This is a genomic window from Streptomyces sirii, from assembly GCF_045690365.1.
GTDB classification, from domain to species: Bacteria; Actinomycetota; Actinomycetes; order Streptomycetales; family Streptomycetaceae; genus Streptomyces; species Streptomyces sirii.
In genome coordinates, this window is sequence record NZ_CP147982.1 from 4,089,046 (window position 1) to 4,111,259 (window position 22,214).

Genomic DNA, 22,214 nt, shown 5'->3' on the forward strand with positions numbered 1-22,214 from the left:
CATGAGCGATCACCCCGCGCACCAGGACACACCGGACGCCGCCCCCGCCGACGGCACGGCCCCCACCGGCGAGGCGGACGCCGCCGGCCGCGCGTTCCGCGAGCTGCTGCGCGGGCTGCGGGTCTGGGACTGCGAACTGCCCGCGTTCGACCCGGCGAGGGCGCCGGCCGAGCCGCTGCCGCTGTTCCGGCAGTGGCTGCGGGAGGCCGCCGAAGCGGGCCAGCCCGAGCCGCACACGATGACCCTGGCCACCGCGGACGCGGCCGGCGCCCCCTCCGTACGGACCCTGATGCTGCACGACGCCGATGAGCGCGGCTGGCACTTCGCCTCGCACCGCGGCAGCCGCAAGGGCCGTGAACTGGCGGCCCGGCCGCGGGCGGCGCTCGGCTTCTACTGGCCGGCGGTCGGCCGCCAGGTGCGGGTCAGCGGGCCGGTGACCGAGGCGGGGCCCGAGGAGAGCGCGGCCGACCTGCACCGACGCTCCACGGGGGCGCTGGCCGCGGCGCTGGTCGGCCGGCAGAGCGAGGTGCTGGACTCGACCGAGGAGCTGGCGCGCGTCTCGGAAGCCGCCTGGGAGCGCGCGCAGCGGGAGCCGGACGCGGCGGTACCCAGCTGGACGCTGTACGTACTGCACCCCGAGGAGGTCGAGTTCTTCCAGGGCGACGCACGGCGCCGGCACGTACGCCTGAACTACCGCCATGAGGGCGGCCGTTGGACCACGGAGCTGCTCTGGCCGTAGGTCGCCGGGCCACGGGGCGGCGGGGAGCGGCGCAGCGCCGGGGCCGACGGGCCGCCGGTCGCCCCCGTAACGTCATGCGGAGAGCACTTGCTTCAAGTGCACTTGAAGGTCCTAGCGTGGTCGGCATGACGGTGATCGGCAGCACTCCCGTGAAGTCCCCGCCCGTGGACGCCTGCGTGTCCGCGGGGGCGACCCATCCGCGCCCCGACGGCCAGGACCACTACACGATCCGCGAGGTCGCGGCGTACACCGGGCTCAGCGCGCCCACCCTGCGCTGGTACGAGGAGATCGGCCTGATGCCGCACGTGGCGCGGTCGCACACCGGTCAGCGCCGTTTCGACAACCGGGACCTGGACTGGCTCGCCTTCGTCACCCGGCTGCGGCTGACCGGGATGCCGGTCGCCGACATGGTCCGCTTCGCGGAGCTGGTCCGCCAGGGCGAGGACACCTACGGCGAACGGCAGTCGGTGCTGGAACAGGCCCGCGGCGAGGTCGTCACGCGCATCGCGGAGCTGCAGGACACCCTCGCCGTACTCAACGCCAAGATCAACTTCTATGAGGGTGCCCGCCGGGCGCCGGAAGGGGCCTGAGCGCCATCATGGACCACACCATCGAGCAGATCGGCAAGGTCGAACTGGGCAGCGGCGGCCCCCTCGTCGGCGTCCAGGGCTTCGGCGCCATGGGCATCAGTGCCGCGTACGGGGAGACCGACGACACGGCGGCCCGCGACACTCTGGAGGCCACCGTCGAGGCGGGCGTCACCCTCATCGACACCGCCGACATGTACGGCGTCGGCGCCAACGAGGAGTTCCTCGCGCCGTTCGTCGCCGCGCACCGCGACGAGATCACGCTGGCCACCAAGTTCGGCATCGAGTACCGGGCCGACGACCCCGCCTACCGGGCCCTGCGCAACGATCCCGCCTACATCAAGAGGGCCGTCGAGGCGAGCCTGCGCCGCCTGGACGTCGAGGTCGTCGACCTCTACTACATGCACCGCCGCGACCCCGCCGTCCCGCTCGTCGAGTCCGTCGGCGCGATGGCCGAGCTGGTGCGGGAGGGCAAGGTCAAGCACCTCGGTCTGAGCGAGGTCACCGGTGCCGAGCTGCACGAGGCGCACGCGGTGCACCCGATCACCGCCGTGCAGTCGGAGTGGTCGGTCTTCAGCCGGGACGTCGAGCACAGCGCGGTGGGGGCGGCCGCCGCGCTCGGTGTCGCCTTCGTGCCGTACTCGCCGCTCGGCCGGGGCTTTCTGACCGGTGCCTTCACCGACGCCGGCAAGGAGCTCTCCGGCGGCGACTTCCGGCAGTCGCTGCCGCGCTACAGCGGCGACAACGCCCGGGCGAACGCCGCCCTCCTCGCGCCCCTGCACAAGATCGCAGCCGAGCACGGCGCCACCACCGCGCAGATCGCCCTGGCCTGGGTGCAGCAGCGGGCGCAGGCGCACGGCCTGTCCGTGGTGCCGATCCCCGGGACGCGCAAGCGCGGCCGCCTCCTTGAGAACGCCGCGGCCACCCGGATCCTGCTGACCGCCGAGGAACTGGCGCTGCTGGAGCCGATCGCCGGGCGGGTGGCGGGCGAGCGCTACGCGGACATGTCGCTCACGTCCGCGGCCCGGGAGGCCCAGGGCCCGTCAGCGGAGTGATCTGGGACGGCGGCTCGTCGGCGACGACTCCCAGGGCATGCGGGTCCCTGCCGCCCCTCCCCGTCGTCACAGTCGCCGATACATGATGTGCAGTCCCACATAGCCCTTGGTGGGGTGCCGGAAGCCCTCGGGGAGGGTGGTCATGATTGTGAAGCCCAGGGACTCCCAGAGGGCGACGGCGCCGGTGTTGGTCTCCACGACGGCGTTGAACTGCATCGCCCGATAGCCCTCGGCGCGGGCCCAGGCCAGTACGTACTCCCCCAGCGCCCGCCCGACGCCGCGTCCGCCGTACCGCGGATCGACCATGAAGCTGGCGCTGGCGATATGCGCGGAGCCACCCATGTGGTTGGGGTTCATCTTGGCCGTGCCCAGGACGGTCCCGGAGTCGTCGACGGCGACGACCGTATGGCCGGGCGGCTCCAGCAGCCACATCTCCCGGCCCGTCGCCTCGTCGAGGTCGCGCGGGTAGGTGTAGGTCTCGCCGGCCGCCACGATGGTGTGGAAGAAGGGCCAGATGGCGGGCCAGTCGGCCGCGGTCGCCTCACGGATCAGCACGACCCCAGCATGACGCCGCCATCGGTCGGACCGCCACCGGATTAGCCCCGGCTCCAGGTCCGGCCGGGGGCCCGGCCGGGGCTGGGCCCCCGGCCGGCGTCACGCGGGCCGGAAGACCGGCACGGCGAGGCCGCCGACCGCGCCACCGGCACCGCCCCCGACTGCCGCCCCCGCCCGGCGGAACCGCACCAGGAGCGGCATCCCTATCCGCAGCTCCGCCTCCGGGCAGTCGACGATCTCGGTCATCATCCGCGGCCCCTCGGCGAGATCGACCACGGCCGCGACATACGGCACCCGGTCGCCGAACGGCGGGAGGTCGTTGCGGTGCACGACGGACCAGGTGTAGAGCGTGGCGCGCCCGCCGGCCGGCTCCCAGCCGACCTCCTCGCTCCAGCAGTACGGGCAGAACTCACGCGGGTAGTGATGGGCCGCACCGCAGCCCTCGGCCCGGCAGCGCCGCAGCAGCAGGCGCCCCTCCGCCGCCGCGTCCCAGTACGGCCGGGTGAAGGCGTCCACCTCCGGCAGATCGAACCCCGTCGCTCGGTGTGCCGCGTCCCGCCCGGCACCGCGCGCACCCGCCTCCGCCGCGCTCCCGCCGCCACCGGCCCTCACGAGAACACCCCCACTACGGCGTCGAGCGACCAGGTCTGCCAGCTCACGCCGAACAGGGCGACCAGGGAGATCAGCGCCATCATCGCGTTCTGCCCCTGCTCGGCCCAGTCGTGGATCATCAGCACCAGGTAGAGCAGGTTGAGCACCAGGCCGCCCGCCAGCGCGATCGGTGTGAGGAAGCCGAGGACGAGGCCGAGCCCCAGCGCCAGTTCGGCGTAGACCACGACGTACGCCATCGCCTTGGGCCGGGGCCGTACGACCTTGTCGAAGCCGGTGCGCACCGCACTCCAGCGGTGCTTGCCGGCCACGTCCGCCGCCCAGGCGATGCCCGTACCGCGCTCGAACCAGCCCTTCTTGTCCTTGTGGCGCCAGCTCTCCAGCCACCACAGGCCGAGGCCGATGCGGAGCACGGCCAGCCACTCCGCCCCGCCGAGCCAGATCGTCTGCATCCCGCACACCCCTCACGATTCTGACGGTACGTCAGTTCAGCCCATGGTTCGCGCCCGCGCAAGAGGGCCCGCACGATCCGGCCCGTCGCCTCGACCGCCCGAGCTTTCCCCCGCAGCCCCATTCCTGACGCGACGTCAGTTCAGTAATCTGACTAAGTGTCAGGTAATGCAGTCACTACAGCCAGGTAACTGAGAGCCGTCACACAGGAGCGGGCGTCTGCGATGCTTGGATCGACTCACGGCAGCCTCACCACGCACTCCCGGCCGGCCCGCGTCGTGGCCTGTGGGGAGCAACCACCACACACCGTCCACGGCATGAGCGCACCGCCTCGCGGCAGCGGCGGGCAGGACGCCGGGGCCGCGGTCGACCGGGATGTCAGCGGCCGGCCGCTGCACGCTCCGGTGCCCGACCTGGACCGGTTCTTCCGGCCCGAGTCGGTGGCCGTGATCGGCGCCTCGGACAGCGAAGGCCGCCCCAACACCGGGATCACCCGCCAGCTGATCGCCTGGGCGGAGCGGGTCGGCGCCCGGCTCCACCCCGTCAATCCGGGACGGACGCAGGTCTTCGGGCGGCCCTGCTGCGCCTCGGTCGCCGCGCTGCCGGAGCCCGTCGACCTCGCCGTACTGCTGGTCGGCGATCCGCTGCCGCTCATCGAGCAACTCGCCGAGGCCAAGGTGAAGTTCGCGGTGGCCTTCGCCTCCGGCTTCGCCGAGACCGGAGAGCGGGGCGCGGTCGCCCAGGCCCGGCTCGCCGAGGCCGTCGAACGCTCCGGGCTGCGGCTGCTCGGCCCGAACACCAACCTCAACGCCTTCGAGGAGTTCCGCGAGGACCTCGACGGCCCGGCCATCGCCCTGATCACCCAGTCAGGCCACCAGGGCCGGCCCGTCTTCACGCTCCAGGAACTGGGCATCCGCCTCTCCCACTGGGCCCCCACCGGCAACGAGGCCGATCTGGAGACCGCCGACTTCCTCTCCTACTTCGCCACCCGCCCCGAGGTCGGCGCCATCGCCGCATATGTGGAAGGCCTCAAGGACGGCCGCAGCTTTCTGCTCGCCGCCGACCGCGCGGCCCGCAACAAGGTCCCGGTCGTCGCCGTCAAGGTCGGCCGCACCGAGACCGGCGCCCGGACGGCCGCCTCGCACACCGGCAAGCTCACCGGCGCGGACGAGGTCGTGGACGCCGCGATGCGGCAGTTCGGCGTGATCCGGGTCGACGGGCTGGACGAGTTGCAGGACACCGCGGCGCTGCTGGCGCGCGCCAGGAAGCCGGCCGCCGAGGGCATCGCGGTCTATTCGATCTCCGGCGGCACCGGCGCCCACTTCTCCGACCTGGCGACCGCGGCGGGACTGCGGCTGCCCACTCTGGACGCCGCCAAGCAGGCCGAGCTGCACCAGTGGATACCGGACTACCTCAACGTCGCCAACCCGATCGACAACGGCGGTCACCCCGTGGGCGACTGGCGCGGCCGCAAGATCATCGACGCGATCCTGGCCGACCCGTCCATCGGCGTACTGATCTGCCCGATCACCGGGCCCTTCCCGCCGATGAGCGACAGGCTCGCCCAGGACCTCGTGGACGCGGCGGAGCGGACGGACAAGCTGGTGTGTGTGGTGTGGGGCTCGCCGGTGGGCACGGAGGACGCCTACCGCACCACCCTGCTCGGCTCCTCGCGGGTGGCGACCTTCCGCACCTTCGCCAACTGCATCACGGCCGTCCGCGCCTACCTCGACCACCACCGCTTCGCCGCCGCCTACCGCTCCCCCTTCGACGACGCCCCGCGCGCGGCGTCCCCTTCGGCGCGCAAGGCGCAGGCGCTGATGCGCCCGGGCCAGCAGCTCAGCGAGCACGCGGCGAAGCAGCTGCTGCGCGCCTACGGCATCCGGGTCCCGCGCGAGCAGCTGGTGACCAGCGCGGCGGCGGCCGTACGGGCGGCGAGCCTGGTCGGCTACCCCGTCGTCATGAAGGCCTCCGGGCCGCAGCTGGCGCACAAGACCGAACTCGGCCTGGTCAAGGTCGCGCTGACCTCGGCCAGCCAGGTCCGCGACGCCTACCGCGAGCTGATCGACATCGCCCGCTACGAGGACCTCCCGCTGGATGGTGTGCTGGTCTGCCAGATGATCGAGCGCGGCGTCGAGATGGTCGTCGGCGTCACCCACGACGGCCTCTTCGGACCGACCGTGACCGTCGGACTCGGCGGAGTGCTCGTGGAGGTGCTGCGGGATGTCGCGGTGGGCGTACCGCCCTTCGGGGAGGACCAGGCCCGCGCGATGCTCGACGAACTGCGCGGCCGCGCCCTGCTGGACGGCGTACGCGGCGCACCGCCCGCGGACACCGACGCGCTCGTCGAGGTCGTGCTGCGGGTGCAGCGGATGGCCCTCGAAATGGGCGGTGAACTGGCCGAGTTGGACATCAATCCGCTGGTGGTCCTGCCGCGCGGGCAGGGTGCGGTGGCCCTCGACGCGCTCGCCGTCTGCCACTGACCGCGCCGCCGACCGCCACAGCAGCCGCCCGCCCGACCGCCGTAAGCATCCCGACCGCCGTAGGCACCCCGACCGCAGCCTTTGGAGCCGCTCCCCCATGACGTCCTCCCCGTCCCCCGCTTCCACTCCCCCCGCCGGGCCGGCCGCCGGCGGCGATCAGGCCGGGCCCGCCGGCTCCGCCGCCGACCCCGTCGATTCATGGGTACTGCACGCCACTGACAACGGCGTCTCGTGGATCACCCTCAACCGCCCGGACGCCCTCAACGCCCTCACCTGGGACCAGCGCGAACGCATCATCGGCCGGCTCGCCGACGCCTCGGCCGACCCGGACGTACGGGCCGTGGTGATCACCGCGACCGGCAAGGGCTTCTGCGCCGGCGCGGATCTGCGCGGCTCGCCGCCGGCGGGCGAACGGGTCGCCGGCGATGTCGCCCGGATGATCCGGCGCGGCGCCCAGCGGTTCATCGGCGCGGTGCTGGACTGCGAGAAGCCGGTGATCGCCGCGGTCAACGGCACCGCGGCCGGGATCGGCGCCCACCTCGCGTTCGCCTGCGATCTGGTGCTGGCGGCCGAATCGGCCCGTTTCATCGAGGTGTTCGTCCGGCGCGGACTGGTCCCGGACGGCGGTGGCGCCTACCTCCTGCCGCGGCTGATCGGCCCGCAGCGCGCCAAGGAGCTGATGTTCTTCGGGGACGCCGTACCGGCCGCCGAGGCGGAGCGGCTGGGGCTGGTGAACCGGGTCGTCGCGGACGGCGAGCTGGCGAAGACGGCCCGGGAGTGGGCCGAGCGGCTGGCGGCCGGCCCGACCCGCGCGCTGACTCTGACCAAGCAGCTGGTCAACGCCTCCTTCGAGACCGACCGGGCCACGGCGTTCGCCGCCGAGGCCGCCGCCCAGGAGATCACCATGACGACGGCGGACGCCCAGGAAGGCGTCGCCGCCTTCGTGGCGCGGCGCAGCCCCTCCTACCGGGGCCGGTGACGCCCCGCCCGAGGGCGCGCCGGCCTACTTCACCTCCGCCGGGCACACCGGCACCTCACGCGTGTTGCGCGTGCGCACCCCCGGCAGCCACCCCCGCACCCCCTGCCCGGTGGTGACCAGATACCAGCGGGTGGAGGTGATGCCGGCCTCGTCGCGGACCATGCGGCCGTCGGTGACGACGCAGCGCGCGGCCAGTGCGTCGCCGTGCCAGACCCGACCGGCGGAGTTGTCGCGCGCCGCGTACGGGGCGTACGGGTCCCTGGCCAGCCGCAGCGCGCACTCCAGCAGGCGGCCCGTCCGGCAGGCCTTCTCGCTGTTGTGGACCTTGATCTTCACCGTCCGGGTCGGCCCCGCCGGCTGCAGGCCGACCGGCCCGGGGCGCACCAGCCACCACACCCCCAGCGCGACCGCGGCAACCGCCGCGGCAACCGCCAGCGCGACCGCGTAGGGGCGTCTGCGGGGCAGCGCGGCCGCGGCGGGCACCGGCTCGCGGCCGGTCTCCTTGATGCGGTTCCACAGGCCCGGTGGCGTCTCGATCTGCTCGTCCGCCGACCGCAGCCGGGCGCGCAGCAGCGCCTCCGCGTCGTCGCCGGCGCCGTCGCCCCGGCCGCCGCCGGACCCCGGGCCGCCGCCCGCGCCGCCGACGCCACCGTCGAACCGTGGCCCCACACCCACCGTGCCGCTCACCTCCCGGCCTGCCCGTGCTCCGATTCAACGAGGTAGGCGCGCAGCCTGTCCAGCGCACGGGCGCGATGCCGGGCGGCGGTGCCTCGATGCACCTTCATGATCTTGGCGGCCTGGTCGATGGTGTAGCCGTCGAGGTCGACGAGGATGACGATGCCGGCCTGCCGGTGCGACAACCGCCCTAACAGGCGCACCGCTTCGATCTCGGCGTGCCGCCGCTCCACCCCGCCGTCCCAGCCGCCCGGCGCCGCACCGGACCCGGCCGCGGCGCCGTCCGCACCCGCCTCCTCCACCCCCTCCAGGCCGTCGACCAGCACCTGGCGCCGGTCCTTGCGGTAGGCGTCGCGGGCGATGTTCAACACGGCGGTGAAGGCATAGGCGTACGGCTCCGGATGGGCGAGGAAGCGCTGCGGGCGGGCGGCGAGTTTGAGGTACGCCTCATGCACCACGTCCTCCGCCGACTGTCGGGAACCGGCCAGCATCACCGCTCTTCGGTAGAGCCGGGGCAGCAGCCCGCAGAAGACCTCGTCGAAGGTGGGTGACGCGGCAGACGAAGCTGACGACGGTGTCGCATCGGCCATGTACCGGAACTCTCCCCCGTGCTCGGCTACGGTCGCGGCCGAGGTGGACGCTACCCATGCGGGCGACGCACAATCAGCATTCCGCTACCCAATCTCCCGCGAGTCCATCGAAGATCGCCGCGATAGACCGGCAAACCACACGTCCGGGTGGCCGTCGCCGCTTCCGGCTTCACAACTGACGCTCCATCAGATTCAATGAGGGCATGATGGGACACGCTGGAATGGCGGCCACGGCCGTGCGGTATCTGCGCTCCGTCGGCGCACCGACCACGGCCCCCTCACCCGCGCCCGCCGCACCCCACCCGCGGCCCGCGCTGCGCGCCGTACGCGAGGACGAGCGCGCACCGCTGGACGCGGCCGAATTCCGCTCCGTCCTGGGGCACTTCGCCAGCGGCGTCACGGTCGTCACCGCGCCCTCGGAGCCCGGCCCGGCCGGCTTCGCCTGCCAGTCCTTCGCCTCCCTCTCCCTGGACCCGCCGCTGGTGACGTTCATGGTGGCGCGTACGTCGACGACCTGGCCGCGGATCGCCCGCGCCGGGGTGTTCTGCGTCAACATCCTCGGCGCCGGCCAGGGCGAGCTGTGCCGCGCCTTCGCGGTCAGCGGCGCCGACAAGTTCGCCGGTGTCCCCCACGGACCGGCCCCCGCGACCGGTTCGCCCCGGCTCACGGGCGTCCCCGCCTGGATCGACTGCACGATCCACGCGGTGCACACCGGCGGCGACCACCTGATCGTCGTCGGCCGCGTCGAAGCCCTCGGCACGGACCCCGGCGCGGCCGAAGCCGGTCCGCTCCTCTTCCACCGGGGCGGGTTCGGGCACTTCAGTTCCTGAGGCGCGCCCGGCCCGGTCACTTCCGCGTCAGCACGTGCCGGTCCCCTTCGTCGGGGTCGCCCAGGAGGCGCCTCTCAGGGGGATCGTCCAGTGGCCGGAATTGCACCCTGGCACCAGGGCTACGCCACGGCCGGCCGCATCTGCCCCGGCTCCGCCCGCCGCTGAATGACCAGGGCCATCAGGGCCGCGAGGGCGCACAGGGCGCCCGAGGCGTACCAGACGGGGTTGTAGGTGCCGAAGAGGTCGCGGGCGAGGCCGCCCAGGAAGGCGATCAGCGCGGCACCGACCTGGTGGGCGGCGAGGACCCAGCCGAACACGATCGCGCCGTCCTCGCCGTAGTGCTCGCGGCACAGGGCGATCGTCGGCGGGACGGTGGCCACCCAGTCCAGGCCGTAGAAGACGATGAAGAAGACCATCGGCGGACGGACCGTGTCGGCCAGCAGCAGCGGCAGGAACATCAGGGACAGTCCGCGCAGGCCGTAGTAGACGGCCAGCAGCCGGCGGGTGTCGAAGCGGTCGGTGAACCAGCCGGAGGCGATGGTTCCGGCGATGTCGAAGACGCCGATCACCGCGAGCAGCGAGGCGGCCGCCGTCATCGGCATGCCGTGATCGTGTGCCGCGGGCACGAAGTGGGTCTTGACCAGACCGTTCGTGGTGGCACCGCAGATCGCGAAGGTGCCGGCGAGCAGCCAGAACGGGCCGGTGCCCGCCGCCGTGGCCAGGGCCCGCAGCGCCCGCCGGGCCGCGCCCCGCTGTGGCGGCGGCTTGGGCACGAACTTTGTCGCCCCGTAGGGCGCGAGGCCGACATCCGCCGGGTGGTCGCGCAGCAGAAACCACACCAGGGGGACGACGGCGACCGCGGCGAGCGCGACGGTCACCGCGGCCGGCCGCCACTCGTACCGGTCGACGATCCAGGACAGCAGCGGCAGGAAGACCAGCTGGCCGGAGGCGCCGGCCGCGGTGAGGATGCCGGTGACCAGCCCGCGCCGATCGGTGAACCAGCGGCCGGTGACCGTGGCGGCGAAGGCCAGCGCCATCGAGCCGCTGCCCAGGCCGACCAGCACGCCCCAGAGGAGCACCAGTTGCCAGCTCGCCGTCATGAAGACGGTCAGACCGGCGCCGGTCGCGATCACCGCCAGGGCGACCGCGACCACCCGCCGGATGCCGAACCGGTCCATCAGGGCGGCGGCGAACGGCGCGGTCAGCCCGTACAGCGCGAGGTTCACCGACACCGCGAAGCCGATGGTGGCGCGCGACCAGTGGAACTCGGCGTGCAGCGGGTCGATCAGCAGGCCGGGGAGGGAGGCGAAACCGGCCGCGCCGATGATGGTGAGGAAGGTGACGGCGGCGACGGACCAGGCGCGGTGCGGCCGCCGGCGCCGCGAGGGCACGGGTGCGGGGGCACCCCCCTCGCGGGAGCCGCTCGCCCGTAGGGGAAGTTCGGGTGTCTGGGTCACCGGAGCAGCTTCGCCGGGATCACCCCTACGGAACGAGTGGCCGGAAGGCCAGGGTTCGCCAGGATCGGGCCAGGGGGCGAAGCCCGTGGCCCGGAGGCCGGGCGGCATCCTTCTAGTCGAACGTCAACACCGCCCGCGCCACCCGCCCGCGGTGCGCGTCGTCCGCCGCCTTCGCGAAGTCCTCCACCGGATACGTCCGGGTCACCAACTCGTCCAGCAGCAGCCGCCCTTCGCGGTAGAGCCGGGCGTACAGCGCGATGTCCCGCTGGGGCCGCGACGACCCGTAGCGGCAGCCCAGGATCGACTTGTCCAGATACATCGACGACACCAGGAACGAGGCCTCCGCCGAGGCCGGGGGCACCCCGAGCAGCACCGCCTGGCCGTGCCGGTCCAGCAGATCGACCGCCTGCCGGATCAGCCGGGTGCTGCCCACGCACTCGAAGGCGTGGTCGGCGCCGGTCGGCAGGACCTCCTTGACCGCCGTGACGGTGTCCGCCACCGCCGAGGCGTCGACGAAGTGCGTCGCCCCGAACTGCCGCGCCGCCGTCTCCTTCGCCGGGTTGGCGTCCACCGCCACGATCACCGACGCACCCGCGAGCCGCGCTCCCTGGAGCACGTTGAGGCCGATCCCGCCCGCCCCGATCACCACGACCGACTCCCCGCGGTCCACCCTCGCCCGGTTCAGCACCGCTCCGACGCCGGTCAGCACCCCGCACCCGATCAGCGCGGCCGACGTCGGCGGAACGTCCTCGGCGATCTTCACCGCCTGCACCGCCTTGACGACCGTCCGCTCCGCGAACGCCGAGTTCGACGCGAAGTTGTACAGCTCGCCGCCGCCCCGCCGAAACGGCTTGCGGGGCATCCCGATCGCCTGCCGGCACATCGTCGGCCGCCCGCGATCGCACTCCGCGCACGCCCCGCAGTTGGCCAGCGTCGACAGGGCGACATGGTCGCCGGGCGCCACATGCTCGACGCCCGCGCCCACGGCCTCCACCACGCCCGCTCCCTCGTGGCCCAGCACCACCGGCACCGGGAAGGGAATCGTCCCGTCGATCACCGACAGATCGCTGTGGCACAGCCCGGCCGCCCGGATCCCGACCAGCACCTCGCCCGGCCCGGGGTCGCGCACCTGCAGATCGTCCACGACCCGGGGCCGCTCGCCGTCGAATATGACGCCCCTCATCCCCGCTCCGCTCTGGTCATTCCCCGCTCCACTCCGGTCATCGACCGCTCCGCTCTGGGCAGGCCGAGCACGCGCTCGGCGATGATGTTGCGCTGGATCTCGTCCGAGCCGCCGTAGATCGTGTCGGCCCGGGTGAACAGGAACAGCCGCTGCAGCGGGTCCAGTTCGTACGGCTCGTGCGGGGTCCAGTCGAGGGGTCCCCGTGCGGCCGCGGCGCCCCGCACCCGCATCGCCAGCTCCCCGAGCCGCTGATGCCAGCCGCCCCACAGCAGCTTCGCCACGCTCGGCCCACCCGCGTCCCCGGCCGCGCCCAGGGTCCGCAGCGCGTTCCACCGCATGACCCTCAACTCCGCCCACTGTGTGATGAGTTGATCGCGCAGCACGGGATCCGACAGCGCCCCGCAACGGACCGCGGCCGCGATCACCTCGGCCAGCTCCGCGGCGAACCCGATCTGCTGGACGAGCGTGGAGACCCCGCGTTCCAGCGCCAGCAGCCCCATCGCCACCCGCCAGCCGGCCCCTTCCCCGCCGACCACATGCTCGGCCCGCGCCACCGCCCCGTCGAAGAACACCTCGTTGAACTCCGCCGTCCCCGACATCTGCCGGATGGGCCGCACCTCGACGCGCCCCGGCTGGTCCATCGCCACCAGCAGGAACGACAGCCCCCGGTGCCGCCGCTCACCGGGGTCCGTCCGCGCCAGCACGAAGCACCAGTCGGCCTCCCCGGCCAGCGACGTCCAGATCTTCTGCCCGCTGACCCGGTAGGCGGCCCCGTCCCGGACCGCCGCCGTCCGCACCCCCGCCAGGTCCGACCCCGCGTCCGGCTCGCTGTAGCCCTGACACCACAGCTCCTCACCGCGCGCGACGGCCGGCAGGAACCGCCGCCGCTGCGCCTCGTCGCCGCACGCGATCAACGTCGGTGCCAGCAGGTTCTCCCCGATGTGGCCCACCCGACCGGGCGCCGCGGCCCGCGCGTACTCCTCGGCCCACACCACCTGTTGCGTCAGGCTCGCCGCCCGGTTCCCGTACGCACCGTGGGTGCGGTCCCACCCGATGCCGACCCATCCGCCGGCCCCGAGCTCCCGCTCCCACGCGCGGCGCGCCGCGGGCGCCTCGTGCTCGCTGCCGGGGCCGCCCCGCCCCGCCAGCGTCTGGTAGGGCCCCACGAGATGCTCCGCCAGCCAGGCGCGGGCCTCGGCCCGGAATTCCTCGTCCGCCCGCCCGAACTCAAAGTCCACGCCGACCTCCCGACGTCGAATGCCCCGTCCCGCCGCCCGGCAACGCGGGCCGGACCGCTACCGGTTGGGCCGGGCCTTGGCCGCCGCGGCCGCCGCCATCTGCTCCAGCTGCTCCAGCATCGGCATCGGATCGGCCCCCACCGCCCCGGGGACCATCTCGGCGACCTTCTCCGGCGTCCACCCGCCGTCCCCGTACACCGAGCGCAGCTCCCGCGGCTGGGCCCACACCGCGATCTTGGGGCCGGCCACCGTGTAGACCTGCCCGGTGACCTCGCGCGCCCGCTCGCTCAGCAGATAGACGACGAACGCCGCCACGTCCTCCGGCTCGCCGATCTCCTTCAGCTCCATCGGCACGTTCGCCGACATCCGGGTCCGGGCGACGGGCGCCACCGCGTTGGCGGTCACCCCGTATTTGTGAAGGCCCAGCGCGGCGCTGCGCACCAGCGAGATGATCCCGCCCTTCGCGGAGGCGTAGTTGGCCTGGGAGACCGACCCCTGGTGGTTGCCGCTGGTGAAGCCCACCAGGGTTCCCGACCCCTGGCGCCGCATCACCGCGGCAGCCGCCCGGAAGACGGTGAAGGTGCCCTTGAGGTGCGTGGCGACCACCGGGTCCCACTCCTCCTCGGACATGTTGAACAGCATCCGCTCGCGCAGGATCCCGGCCACGCACACCACACCGTCGACCCTCCCGTACCGCGCCAGCGCGGTGTCCACGATCCGCTGGCCGCCGGCCATGGTGGAGACGTCGTCGGCGACCGCGGTCGCCTCCCCGCCCGCCGCCTCGATCTCCTTGACCACCGCGTCGGCGACCTCGCTGCTCGGGGCGCCGCCCTCGATCGAGACGCCGTAGTCGTTGACCACGACGCGGGCGCCGTGCGCGGCGCAGGCGAGCGCGACGGCGCGCCCGATGCCGCGTCCCGCGCCGGTGACGGCGACCACCTTGCCGGCCAAGAAGTTCCCCATGCCGCGCCCCTTCCCGCAGTTTCTGACGGACCGTTAGATTTTTGGGCAGCCGCGCGTCAAACACAAGACCCCGGAGGCCGCCATGCCCCTGCCGCAGGACTTCCACGACATCGCCAAGCGCGTGAACAACTGGGGTCGCTGGGGGGCGGACGACGAGATCGGCACCCTCAACCTGATCACCGAGCAGGTCGTACGGGAGGCCGCCGGCTGCGTCCACAGCGGCCGCCGGATCCCGCTCGCCCTCCCGCTCCAGCAGGACGGCGTGCAGACCGGCATGATCCCGGGCCGGGTCAACCCGCTGCACACCATGATCGCCATCAACCAGGAGATCTTCGGCCCCGGCACGGTCGCCACCTCGGACGACGCGGTCACCATGGGCCTCCAGGCCGCCACCCACTGGGACGGCCTCACCCACGTCTCCCACTCCGGGCGCCTCTACAACAACCGCCCCGCCGACTCGATCACAGCCCACCGCGGGGCCACCGCCCTCGGCATCGAGAAGGCCACCCCGATCGCCTCCCGCGGCATCCTCCTGGACGTGGCCCGCGCGCACGGCACCGACCGGCTGCCCGGCGGGTACGCCGTCACCCCGCAGGACCTGGACGCCGCCGAGGAGCTGGCCGGCACGACGGTCCGGGCCGGCGACATCGCCCTCGTGCGGACCGGGCAGCTGCGGCACTACCTGGACGGCGACCGGCAGGCGTACGCGTTCCCCTCACCCGGACTGTCGCTGCGCACCCCCGAGTGGTTCCGCGCGCGCGATGTCGCGGCGGTCGCCAACGACACCCTGACCTTCGAGATCTTCCCCCCGGAGATCGAGGACCTGTGGCTGCCGGTGCATGCGCTGCACCTCGTCGAGATGGGCATGCTGCAGGGCCAGAACTGGAACCTGGAGGAGCTGTCGACGGCCTGCGCGGAAGCGGGGCGCCATGCGTTCTTCCTTTCGGCGACGGCCGAGCCGTTCGTCGGCGGATCCGGCGCACCGGTCGCACCCGTCGCGATCCTCTGAGGCCGACCGGCACCCGGCCGGCCAGGTGGCGGTGCGCTCATGCGCGCCCCGAGCACGGCACCGCGGACCGCCACCCGCCAGGCCGCGATCCGCACTCGCCGAGGCCAGGACCGGGCATACACCCGATTCCCCCCACACCCTCGGCGTCCCCTCCCGGCGAACCGCCCCACCCAAGAGTGATCAACTGGGCACGTCACGTCAACACCTGGTCTGGACTATTTTCCCGGCGCGCGGCACTTCGCGTCCGATTTATCCGCCTTGATGCAGATCCATTAAGGGGCAATAGGGCTCAAATGCCCCAGATCCGTACCCGTCGCCATCAGCAGCGGCCGACCGCGGTCCACCTCGCACCAGATCCGCTTGCCGGCACCCTCCTGCTGCCAGCCCCAGCGGTCCGCCAGGCCGTCGACCAGCTCCAGGCCGCGCCCGTTGGTGTCGTCGCCGTCGGCGTGCCGCTGGCGCGGCGGGCGGGCACTGGCGTCCACCACCTCCACCCGGACCGTCCCCACCACCGCGCCCGAGCCCGAGAAGCACATCCGCAGCTCGGCCGCCGAGCCGGTGTGCACCACGGCGTTGGTGACGAGTTCGGAGATCAGCAGGATCAACGTCTCCGCAAGTGGTTCATCGGGCCCTATGCCGGACCCCACGAGCCGCGAGCGGGCCCACCGCCGGGCTCTGCCGACCTCAGCGGGGTCGGGTCGTACGTCCAACTGCACCTGAAGCACCTGCACCGCTCACACCATCCGAACCGGCGGAAACATCGCCTCGCGCCTCCGCGGAGTCACGGTGCGTGACCCCGGTGAAGCACAGCATGGTTGACGTTCAGTCACCCCAACAAGCGCTTCGGGCATATTCCAGCGCAAGGGAGTATGCGTGCTGCATACTGTGCGACGCACTTTGCGGGGAGTCGAACAAGGGGGGCTATCGGGCCCGCACCCAAGGCGAGCGGCGCGCAGTCCGTACCCCGGAACCGTCGCTTCGACGGCACCGGGTTCGTTGCGCCACAGAACCACTCGCACCCAACGGAGAGTACCCGAGCGGAACGCCGACTCCCCCCTGTGACGAGTCACACCTAGGACACAACCCGATATCGACCCTCCGTGACCGCTTCTGTGTGGTGGGTCCGACATTTCGCACACGGGTTGCCAGAGTCTGACCTCGTCGGCCACCCCGCTCACCACCCTCACCGCCGCACACACCCGCCGTCAGTCGGCCAGGTCCGCCGCCAGCGCCTCTTCCGCCTCGGCCGCCGTACCCCAGCACTCGGCCCGCAGCCAGGCCCGCTTGAGGTGCAGATGCACATCGGCCTCCCAGGTGAAGCCCATACCGCCGTGGACCTGAAGGCAGTCCCGCGCATTGCGCACCGCGGCCTCGTCGGCGAGCAGCTTGGCGCCCGTCACGTCCGGACCACCACCCGTGACCGCCGCGGCATATACGGCGCTTCGGGCGATTTCTGCACGTACGAGCATCTGCGCGCACAGATGCTTGACCGCCTGGAAGGAGCCGATGGGCGCACCGAACTGCACCCGCTCACGGGCATGGGCGACCGCCATCTCGACCGTGCGGGCCGCGCTGCCGAGCTGCTGGGCCGCCGTGAACAGCGCGGCCTCACGCCGCAGCCGGGGAAGGTCCAGGCCGGCGAGGGGGGCCGTGCGCGGAGCGTGCGCGATGCGGGCGAGCGGGGTGAGCGGGTCGACGGAGGTGAACGGGGCGCAGGACACCTGGTCCGGCGTGCTACGGTGCGCACCGCTCGCGCGCCCCTGTGCGACCCCCGCATCCGCCCCCGCCCCGGCCGCGGCCCCCGTCACGACGACCAACTCGTCGCAGTCGTCCGGGTGTTCCCACAGCATCGGCTGCCGCGCGCCGTCGCACAGCGAGACGATCCGCTCGCCGGTCGCGACGCCGTCCACCACCCCGGCCAGCAGCTGGCACGCCACCAGCGGCCCGGGCAGCAGCGCCCGCCCGGCCTCCTCGAAGACCAGCGCCGCCTCCGGCAGTCCGAGCCCCACCCCGCCGGCCGCCTCCGGCAGCCGCAGCGCGAAGAACCCGGCCGCGCCCAGCTCCCGCCACAGCGCACGGTCCAGCGCCGGGTCGTCGACGGCCGCCCGCAGCCGCTCCCGGTCGAACCGGCCGGCCAGCAGCTCCCGCGTGCCGTCCCGCAACGCCCGCTGGTCGTCGGTGAGTTGGAAGTCCACCGGCCGGCTCACCGCCCCTTCGGCAGGCCGAGGATCCGCTCGGCGACGATGTTCTGCTGGATCTGCGAGGTACCGGCCGCGATGGTGTACGAGAGGGACGACAGCCGATCGGCGATCCACTCCTGGTCGGCGTCGAGCGCCCCGGCGCCCAGCACCTCGGCCGCCGCGTCGTAGAGCTCCTGGCGGGCGTGCGAGTAGCGCAGCTTGAAGACCGAGCCGCCGGCGCCGGGGACGCCGCCGCCCCGCTGGGCCGCGCTCACGTTCCACTGGGTCAGCCGCCACAGCGCCGCGAAGTCCGCGTTCAGCCGGCCGAGTCTGCGGCGCAGCACGGCGTCGTCCCAGCGGCCGTTGGCGCGGGCCGTACGGGCGAGCGCGCCGAGCACCCGTCGGCAGGCCACCACCTCCCCGACGAAGGCCGTGCCGCGCTCGAAGGACAGCGTCACCATCGTCACCCGCCAGCCGTCGTTCTCGGCGCCGAGGCGATGGGAGACCGGCACCCGGACCTCGTCGAGGAACACCTCGGCGAACTCCGTCGACCCGGCGAGGGTGCGCAGCGGCCGGACGGTCACCCCCGGCGCGTCCATGGGCATCGCCAGCCAGCTGATACCGCGATGCCTGGGCGCCTCGGGGTCGGTGCGGACCAGCAGCTCGCACCAGTCGGCGACCTCGGCGTGCGAGGTCCAGATCTTGGCGCCGCTGACGACATAGCCGTCGCCGTCCCGTACCGCCTTGGTGCGCAGCGCCGCGAGGTCGGAGCCGGCGTCCGGTTCGCTGAAGCCCTGGCACCAGACCTCCTCGCCGCGCAGGATCGGCGGCAGCCAGCGGGCGCGCTGCTCGGCGGTGCCCTCGGCGGCGATGGTCGGCCCGGCGTGCAGCAGCCCGACGAAGCCGGCGCCCACATAGGGGGCGCCGGCGCGCTCGGTCTCCTCCAGGAAGATCAGGTGCTGGGTGGGGGTGGCGCCCTGCCCGCCGGCGTCCCGCGGCCAGTGCAGCCCGGCGTATCCGGCGTCGTACAGCATCCGCTGCCAGGCGGTGTCGTACGCCCGCCGGCCGGGCCAGTCGGTCGCGGCGGGCTTGGCGGGGAGCGTCGGCAGCACCTTCGCCAGCCAGGCCCGCAGCCGCGCCCGGAAGTCCTCCTCCTCCGGCGCGTAGGCCAGGTCCATCAGCGGACCGTGTCGTCGAGGTCCAGGCCGAGCATGCGGATCGCGTTGCCCCGCATGAGCTTGTGGACCGTCTCGTCGTCCAGGCCCTTCACATGGTCGAGGGCGACCTCCTTGGTGTGCGGGAAGGTCGAGTCGACATGCGGGTAGTCGGTCTCGAAGGTCGCGTTGTCCCGGCCGACCACGTCCAGCGACGCCACCCCGTGCTTGTCGCGGAAGAAGCAGCAGAAGATCTGCCGGTAGTAGTACGTGGACGGCGGCTCGGGGATCAGGTCGCGCACCCCGCCCCAGGCGCGGTGCTCCTCCCAGACGTCGTCGGCGCGCTCCAGGGCGTAGGGGATCCAGCCCATCTGCCCTTCGGAGTAGGCGAGTTTCAGCCGCGGGTACTTCACCAGGACCCCGCTGAAGAGGAAGTCCATCATCGAGGCCATCGCGTTGTTGAAGGAGAGCGAGGCCTGTACGGCGGGCGGGGCGTCGGGGGACGCGGCCGGCATCTGGGAGCTGCTGCCGATGTGCATGTTCACGACCGTGCCGGTCTCCTGGCAGGCCGCGAAGAAGGGGTCCCAGTAGCCGGAGTGGATCGAGGGCAGCCCCAGGTAGGTGGGGATCTCGGAGAAGGTCACCGCGCGGACCCCGCGCGCCGCGTTCCGCCTGATCTCCGCGACGGCCAGGTCGATGTCCCACAGCGGGATGAGGCACAGCGGGATGAGGCGGCCGCCGCTGTCGCCGCACCACTCCTCGACCATCCAGTCGTTGTACGCGCGCACGCAGGCGAGGGCGACCTCCTTGTCGTGCGCCTCGGCGAAGGTCTGGCCGCAGAAGCGCGGGAAGGTGGGGAAGCAGAGCGAGGCCTCGACGTGGTTGAGGTCCATGTCCGCAAGGCGCGCCTCGGGGTCCCAGCAGCCGCGCCGCATCTCCTCGCGGGTGATCCCCTCCAGTGTCATGTCGTCCCGGTCGAAGCCGACGGCGGCGATGTTGCGCTTGTACGGGAACTTCAGGTCCTCGTAGATCCACCAGTCGGCCGGCGGCCCGTCCGGGTCCATGGTGATCTGGTACTTGCCCCCGACGTACGCGAGCTCGCCGATGCCGGTGGTCAGCGGCTTCGGCCCCCGGTCCCGGTACTTCTTCGGCAGCCAGGTCTCGAAGAGGTGCGCGGGCTCGATCACATGGTCGTCGACGCTGATGATGCGCGGTAGCTCCATCGGGTTCCCCATCGTTGTCCCCTCACCCCGTGTCCGGGCGGCCGGGTCGGGCGATATCTGATGCACCGTCAGATAGAGGCTAGCCCCGCACCCTCTGGACCGACAAGGAGCCGACCCCTAACCTCTGCACCGAACCTGACGTACCGTCAGCATCGGCGGGAGGGTGGGCGGATGACCGGCAGCACCCTGTGGGACCTGGTGACATGGCGGGCCGCCCGCACCCCCGGCGCCGCGGCCCTCGTCCAGGGAGCGGCGGCGGCCCGGGACGAGCGGCGGATCACCTTCGGCGCGCTGCACCGGCGCGCGGAACGGGTGGCGGCCGGCCTGTACGAGCGAGGAGTACGACCCGGCAGCCGGGTCGTCTGGCAGCTGCCGACCCGCATCGAGACCGTGCTGCTCAGCCTCGCGCTGGCCCGGATCGGCGCCGTGCAGAGCCCGGTCGTCCCGCTCTACCGCGACCTGGAGGTGGGGCAGGTGCTGCGCCGGACCGCGGCGGACTTCGTCCTGGTCCCCGGCGTCCGGCGGGGTTTCGACCACGGCGCGATGGCACACCGCCTGGCCGCCGCCCTGCCCGGCCCGCCCACCGTCGTCACGGCGTACGACCGGAGCCCCGGCAGCCTGCCCGACGCCGACCCCGCCGGGCTGCCCGCGCCGCCCACCGACGCCGACGAGGTCCGCTGGATCTACTGGACCTCCGGCACCACCGCCGGCCCCAAGGGCGTGCTGCACACCGACCGCAGCCTGCGCACGGCCGGCCGCCAGCTGGCCGACGCGCTGCGGCTGGGCCCGTCCGACATCGGCTCGATGGCCTTCCCGTACGCCCATGTCGCGGGCCCCGACTACACCGTCATGCTCCTGCTGCGCGGTATCCCCGCGCTACTGCTGGAGCGCTTCGAGCCGCCCGGCTCACTGGCCGCCTACCGCCGCCACCAGGTCACCGTCGCCGGCGGCTCCACCGCCTTCTACTCCCTCTTCCTCGCCGAGGCGCGCAAGCTGCCGCCGGGGCGCAGGCTGCTGCCGTCGCTGCGGCTGCTGGCCGGCGGCGGCGCGGCGCTGCCGCCCGCCCTGTACCACGAGGTCGTCGCGGCCCTCGGCTGCCGGCTCGCCCATGGCTACGCCATGACCGAGGCCCCGATGGTGACGATGGGCGACCCGCTCGACGGTCCCGGCCGGCTCGCGACGACCGCCGGACGCCCGCCCGCCGGCATGGAGGTCCGGATCGCCGCCGGCACCGGGGAGATACTGCTGCGCGGCCCGGCGGTCTGCCGGGGCTACCTCGGCGAGCCCGCCCCCTTCGACGCCGACGGCTTCCTGCCCACCGGCGACCTCGGACGGCTCACCGCCACCGGCCACCTCGTGGTCACCGGCCGGCTCAAGGACGTCATCATCCGCAAGGGCGAGAACATCTCCGCCCAGGAGGTCGAGGAGCTGCTCCACCGGCACCCGGACGTGGCCGGCGCGGCCGTCATCGGCCTGCCCGATCCGGACCGCGGCGAACGGGTCTGCGCCGTCGTCGAACAGCCCCCGGGCACCGCACCGTTGACCCTCACCGCGGTCGTGGCACACCTGCGCTCCCAGGGGCTCGCCCCGCACAAGCTCCCCGAGCAGCTGGAGGTACTGGCCGCCCTGCCGCGCGGGGCGACCCTGGGGAAGGTGCTGAAGGGGGAGCTGCGGGACCGGCTCGGGGGCGCCCGCTAGGCGCGGTACCGGGCCCGGCACCCCCTAGGCGCGGTAGAGCGCGCGGGCCAGGGCCAGGTCGACCGGGCCGGTTTCCGGGATGGGCAGGAAGTGGGCCGTCTGCCACTTCTGGGTGTGGCGGGCCTGGCGGCTGGTCGTGTCCGCCCACGGCGGGTAGATGCGGAATCCCCGCTTCCCGCCGGCGCCGTCGCGCGACACGATGTCCCGTTCGGCCAGCACCTCGCGGGGGAAGACGAACTGCCCGAAGTGCGCTCCCTCCCGGGTGCTGATGACGAAGAGGTCGACCGCGTCGGCGGCGTCGAAGGGCTCGATCGGACCGCCGTCGGACCGCTTCCACACCGTGACGAACTGGCCGACCTTGGTCGGGGTGGTCTTGCCCACCCGGAACCTGACGGCCCGGCCGTCCAGCGTGAAGGCGTGCGCGCCGTACTCGGCGCTCTCCGGTTCGGGCACCGGCCGCGAGCAGCAAAATCCGCACGGGTCGTAGACCGAGGCCTGCGCGGCCAGCAGCTCGTCGTGCATCGGCCCCGCGCTCAGCCAACCGCTCGTGCCGGCCG

General features: G+C 73.2%; 22 protein-coding genes. 8 read left to right on the forward strand and 14 right to left on the reverse strand.

From position 1 onward, the window contains the following. The first annotated feature begins 1 nt into the window (after position 1). From WAB15_RS18180 to WAB15_RS18190, 3 genes are all read left to right on the forward strand, one after another. Positions 2 to 739 (forward strand): pyridoxal 5'-phosphate synthase, encoded by a 738-nt coding sequence (locus tag WAB15_RS18180; RefSeq protein WP_407286904.1) that lies wholly within the window; start codon positions 2 to 4, stop codon positions 737 to 739. Positions 740 to 864: 125 nt separating this feature from the next. Further along, positions 865 to 1,329: a MerR family transcriptional regulator gene (locus WAB15_RS18185; RefSeq protein ID WP_407286905.1), complete on the forward strand. Its 465-nt coding sequence runs from the start codon at positions 865 to 867 to the stop codon at positions 1,327 to 1,329. 8 nt (positions 1,330 to 1,337) lie between these two features. Next, positions 1,338 to 2,381, forward strand: a complete 1,044-nt coding sequence (locus tag WAB15_RS18190) for an aldo/keto reductase (protein WP_407286906.1) — start codon at positions 1,338 to 1,340, stop codon at positions 2,379 to 2,381. 66 nt (positions 2,382 to 2,447) lie between these two features. On the opposite strand, the gene WAB15_RS18195 is transcribed toward WAB15_RS18190, so the two are convergent. The 3 genes from WAB15_RS18195 to WAB15_RS18205 all read right to left on the reverse strand — a co-directional run bounded on the left by WAB15_RS18195 (position 2,448) and on the right by WAB15_RS18205 (position 3,997). Continuing rightward, positions 2,448 to 2,936 (reverse strand): GNAT family N-acetyltransferase, encoded by a 489-nt coding sequence (locus WAB15_RS18195; protein ID WP_399146597.1) that lies wholly within the window; start codon positions 2,934 to 2,936, stop codon positions 2,448 to 2,450. A gap of 99 nt (positions 2,937 to 3,035) precedes the next feature. Then, positions 3,036 to 3,461, reverse strand: coding sequence for a Zn-ribbon domain-containing OB-fold protein (locus WAB15_RS18200; protein ID WP_407289247.1), 426 nt, complete (start codon positions 3,459 to 3,461; stop codon positions 3,036 to 3,038). An 83-nt stretch (positions 3,462 to 3,544) separates the two neighbouring features. Further along, positions 3,545 to 3,997 (reverse strand): DoxX family membrane protein, encoded by a 453-nt coding sequence (locus WAB15_RS18205; RefSeq protein ID WP_399146596.1) that lies wholly within the window; start codon positions 3,995 to 3,997, stop codon positions 3,545 to 3,547. Positions 3,998 to 4,219: 222 nt separating this feature from the next. On the opposite strand from WAB15_RS18205, the gene WAB15_RS18210 reads away from it, so the two are divergent. Both WAB15_RS18210 and WAB15_RS18215 read left to right on the forward strand, forming a co-directional pair. Then, the gene (locus WAB15_RS18210) at positions 4,220 to 6,478 is read left to right on the forward strand and encodes an acetate--CoA ligase family protein (protein WP_407286907.1); all 2,259 of its coding nucleotides are present in this window, start codon (positions 4,220 to 4,222) and stop codon (positions 6,476 to 6,478) included. Between the two features lie 97 nt (positions 6,479 to 6,575). Beyond that, positions 6,576 to 7,457, forward strand: a complete 882-nt coding sequence (locus WAB15_RS18215) for an enoyl-CoA hydratase/isomerase family protein (protein ID WP_399146594.1) — start codon at positions 6,576 to 6,578, stop codon at positions 7,455 to 7,457. Between the two features lie 24 nt (positions 7,458 to 7,481). On the opposite strand, the gene WAB15_RS18220 is transcribed toward WAB15_RS18215, so the two are convergent. Together WAB15_RS18220 and WAB15_RS18225 are read right to left on the reverse strand one after the other, a co-directional pair. Continuing rightward, the gene (locus WAB15_RS18220; protein WP_399146593.1) at positions 7,482 to 8,132 is read right to left on the reverse strand and encodes a hypothetical protein; all 651 of its coding nucleotides are present in this window, start codon (positions 8,130 to 8,132) and stop codon (positions 7,482 to 7,484) included. Positions 8,133 to 8,140: 8 nt separating this feature from the next. Then, the gene (locus WAB15_RS18225) at positions 8,141 to 8,722 is read right to left on the reverse strand and encodes an RNA polymerase sigma factor (RefSeq protein WP_407286908.1); all 582 of its coding nucleotides are present in this window, start codon (positions 8,720 to 8,722) and stop codon (positions 8,141 to 8,143) included. 203 nt (positions 8,723 to 8,925) lie between these two features. On the opposite strand from WAB15_RS18225, the gene WAB15_RS18230 reads away from it, so the two are divergent. Next, complete coding sequence (locus tag WAB15_RS18230; RefSeq protein WP_407286909.1) at positions 8,926 to 9,552, forward strand: flavin reductase family protein; 627 nt, start codon at positions 8,926 to 8,928, stop codon at positions 9,550 to 9,552. Between the two features lie 119 nt (positions 9,553 to 9,671). On the opposite strand, the gene WAB15_RS18235 is transcribed toward WAB15_RS18230, so the two are convergent. The 4 genes from WAB15_RS18235 to WAB15_RS18250 form a co-directional block, all read right to left on the reverse strand. Next, complete coding sequence (locus WAB15_RS18235) at positions 9,672 to 11,009, reverse strand: MFS transporter (protein ID WP_399146591.1); 1,338 nt, start codon at positions 11,007 to 11,009, stop codon at positions 9,672 to 9,674. 112 nt (positions 11,010 to 11,121) lie between these two features. After that, a complete protein-coding gene (locus tag WAB15_RS18240; protein WP_399146590.1) occupies positions 11,122 to 12,192 on the reverse strand; it encodes a Zn-dependent alcohol dehydrogenase in 1,071 nt (356 codons plus the stop codon). Then, positions 12,189 to 13,430: an acyl-CoA dehydrogenase family protein gene (locus tag WAB15_RS18245; protein ID WP_407286910.1), complete on the reverse strand. Its 1,242-nt coding sequence runs from the start codon at positions 13,428 to 13,430 to the stop codon at positions 12,189 to 12,191. The genes WAB15_RS18240 and WAB15_RS18245 overlap by 4 nt, the downstream gene beginning before the upstream one ends. A gap of 57 nt (positions 13,431 to 13,487) precedes the next feature. Continuing rightward, on the reverse strand, positions 13,488 to 14,393 hold the full coding sequence (locus WAB15_RS18250) for an SDR family oxidoreductase (protein WP_407286911.1): 906 nt from the start codon (positions 14,391 to 14,393) through the stop codon (positions 13,488 to 13,490). Between the two features lie 82 nt (positions 14,394 to 14,475). Between WAB15_RS18250 and WAB15_RS18255 the strand changes: the two genes are divergently transcribed. Further along, positions 14,476 to 15,402: a cyclase family protein gene (locus WAB15_RS18255; protein ID WP_399146587.1), complete on the forward strand. Its 927-nt coding sequence runs from the start codon at positions 14,476 to 14,478 to the stop codon at positions 15,400 to 15,402. A gap of 272 nt (positions 15,403 to 15,674) precedes the next feature. Here WAB15_RS18255 and WAB15_RS18260 read toward each other — a convergent pair whose 3' ends face one another. The 4 genes from WAB15_RS18260 to WAB15_RS18275 form a co-directional block, all read right to left on the reverse strand. Continuing rightward, positions 15,675 to 16,133, reverse strand: coding sequence for an ATP-binding protein (locus tag WAB15_RS18260; protein WP_399146586.1), 459 nt, complete (start codon positions 16,131 to 16,133; stop codon positions 15,675 to 15,677). 474 nt (positions 16,134 to 16,607) lie between these two features. Then, positions 16,608 to 17,597: an acyl-CoA dehydrogenase family protein gene (locus WAB15_RS18265; protein ID WP_407289248.1), complete on the reverse strand. Its 990-nt coding sequence runs from the start codon at positions 17,595 to 17,597 to the stop codon at positions 16,608 to 16,610. 8 nt (positions 17,598 to 17,605) lie between these two features. Continuing rightward, positions 17,606 to 18,760 carry an acyl-CoA dehydrogenase family protein gene (locus tag WAB15_RS18270; protein WP_407286912.1) on the reverse strand — a complete coding sequence of 385 codons (1,155 nt, stop codon included), beginning with the start codon at positions 18,758 to 18,760 and terminating at the stop codon, positions 17,606 to 17,608. Beyond that, positions 18,760 to 19,959 carry an amidohydrolase family protein gene (locus WAB15_RS18275; protein WP_399146584.1) on the reverse strand — a complete coding sequence of 400 codons (1,200 nt, stop codon included), beginning with the start codon at positions 19,957 to 19,959 and terminating at the stop codon, positions 18,760 to 18,762. The genes WAB15_RS18270 and WAB15_RS18275 overlap by 1 nt, the downstream gene beginning before the upstream one ends. A 171-nt stretch (positions 19,960 to 20,130) precedes the next feature. Between WAB15_RS18275 and WAB15_RS18280 the strand changes: the two genes are divergently transcribed. Beyond that, complete coding sequence (locus WAB15_RS18280) at positions 20,131 to 21,657, forward strand: class I adenylate-forming enzyme family protein (RefSeq protein ID WP_407286913.1); 1,527 nt, start codon at positions 20,131 to 20,133, stop codon at positions 21,655 to 21,657. A 24-nt stretch (positions 21,658 to 21,681) separates the two neighbouring features. Here the strand turns inward: WAB15_RS18280 and WAB15_RS18285 are convergent, their stop codons facing one another. Further along, positions 21,682 to 22,179: a MepB family protein gene (locus WAB15_RS18285; protein ID WP_407289249.1), complete on the reverse strand. Its 498-nt coding sequence runs from the start codon at positions 22,177 to 22,179 to the stop codon at positions 21,682 to 21,684. Positions 22,180 to 22,214: the final 35 nt, after the last annotated feature.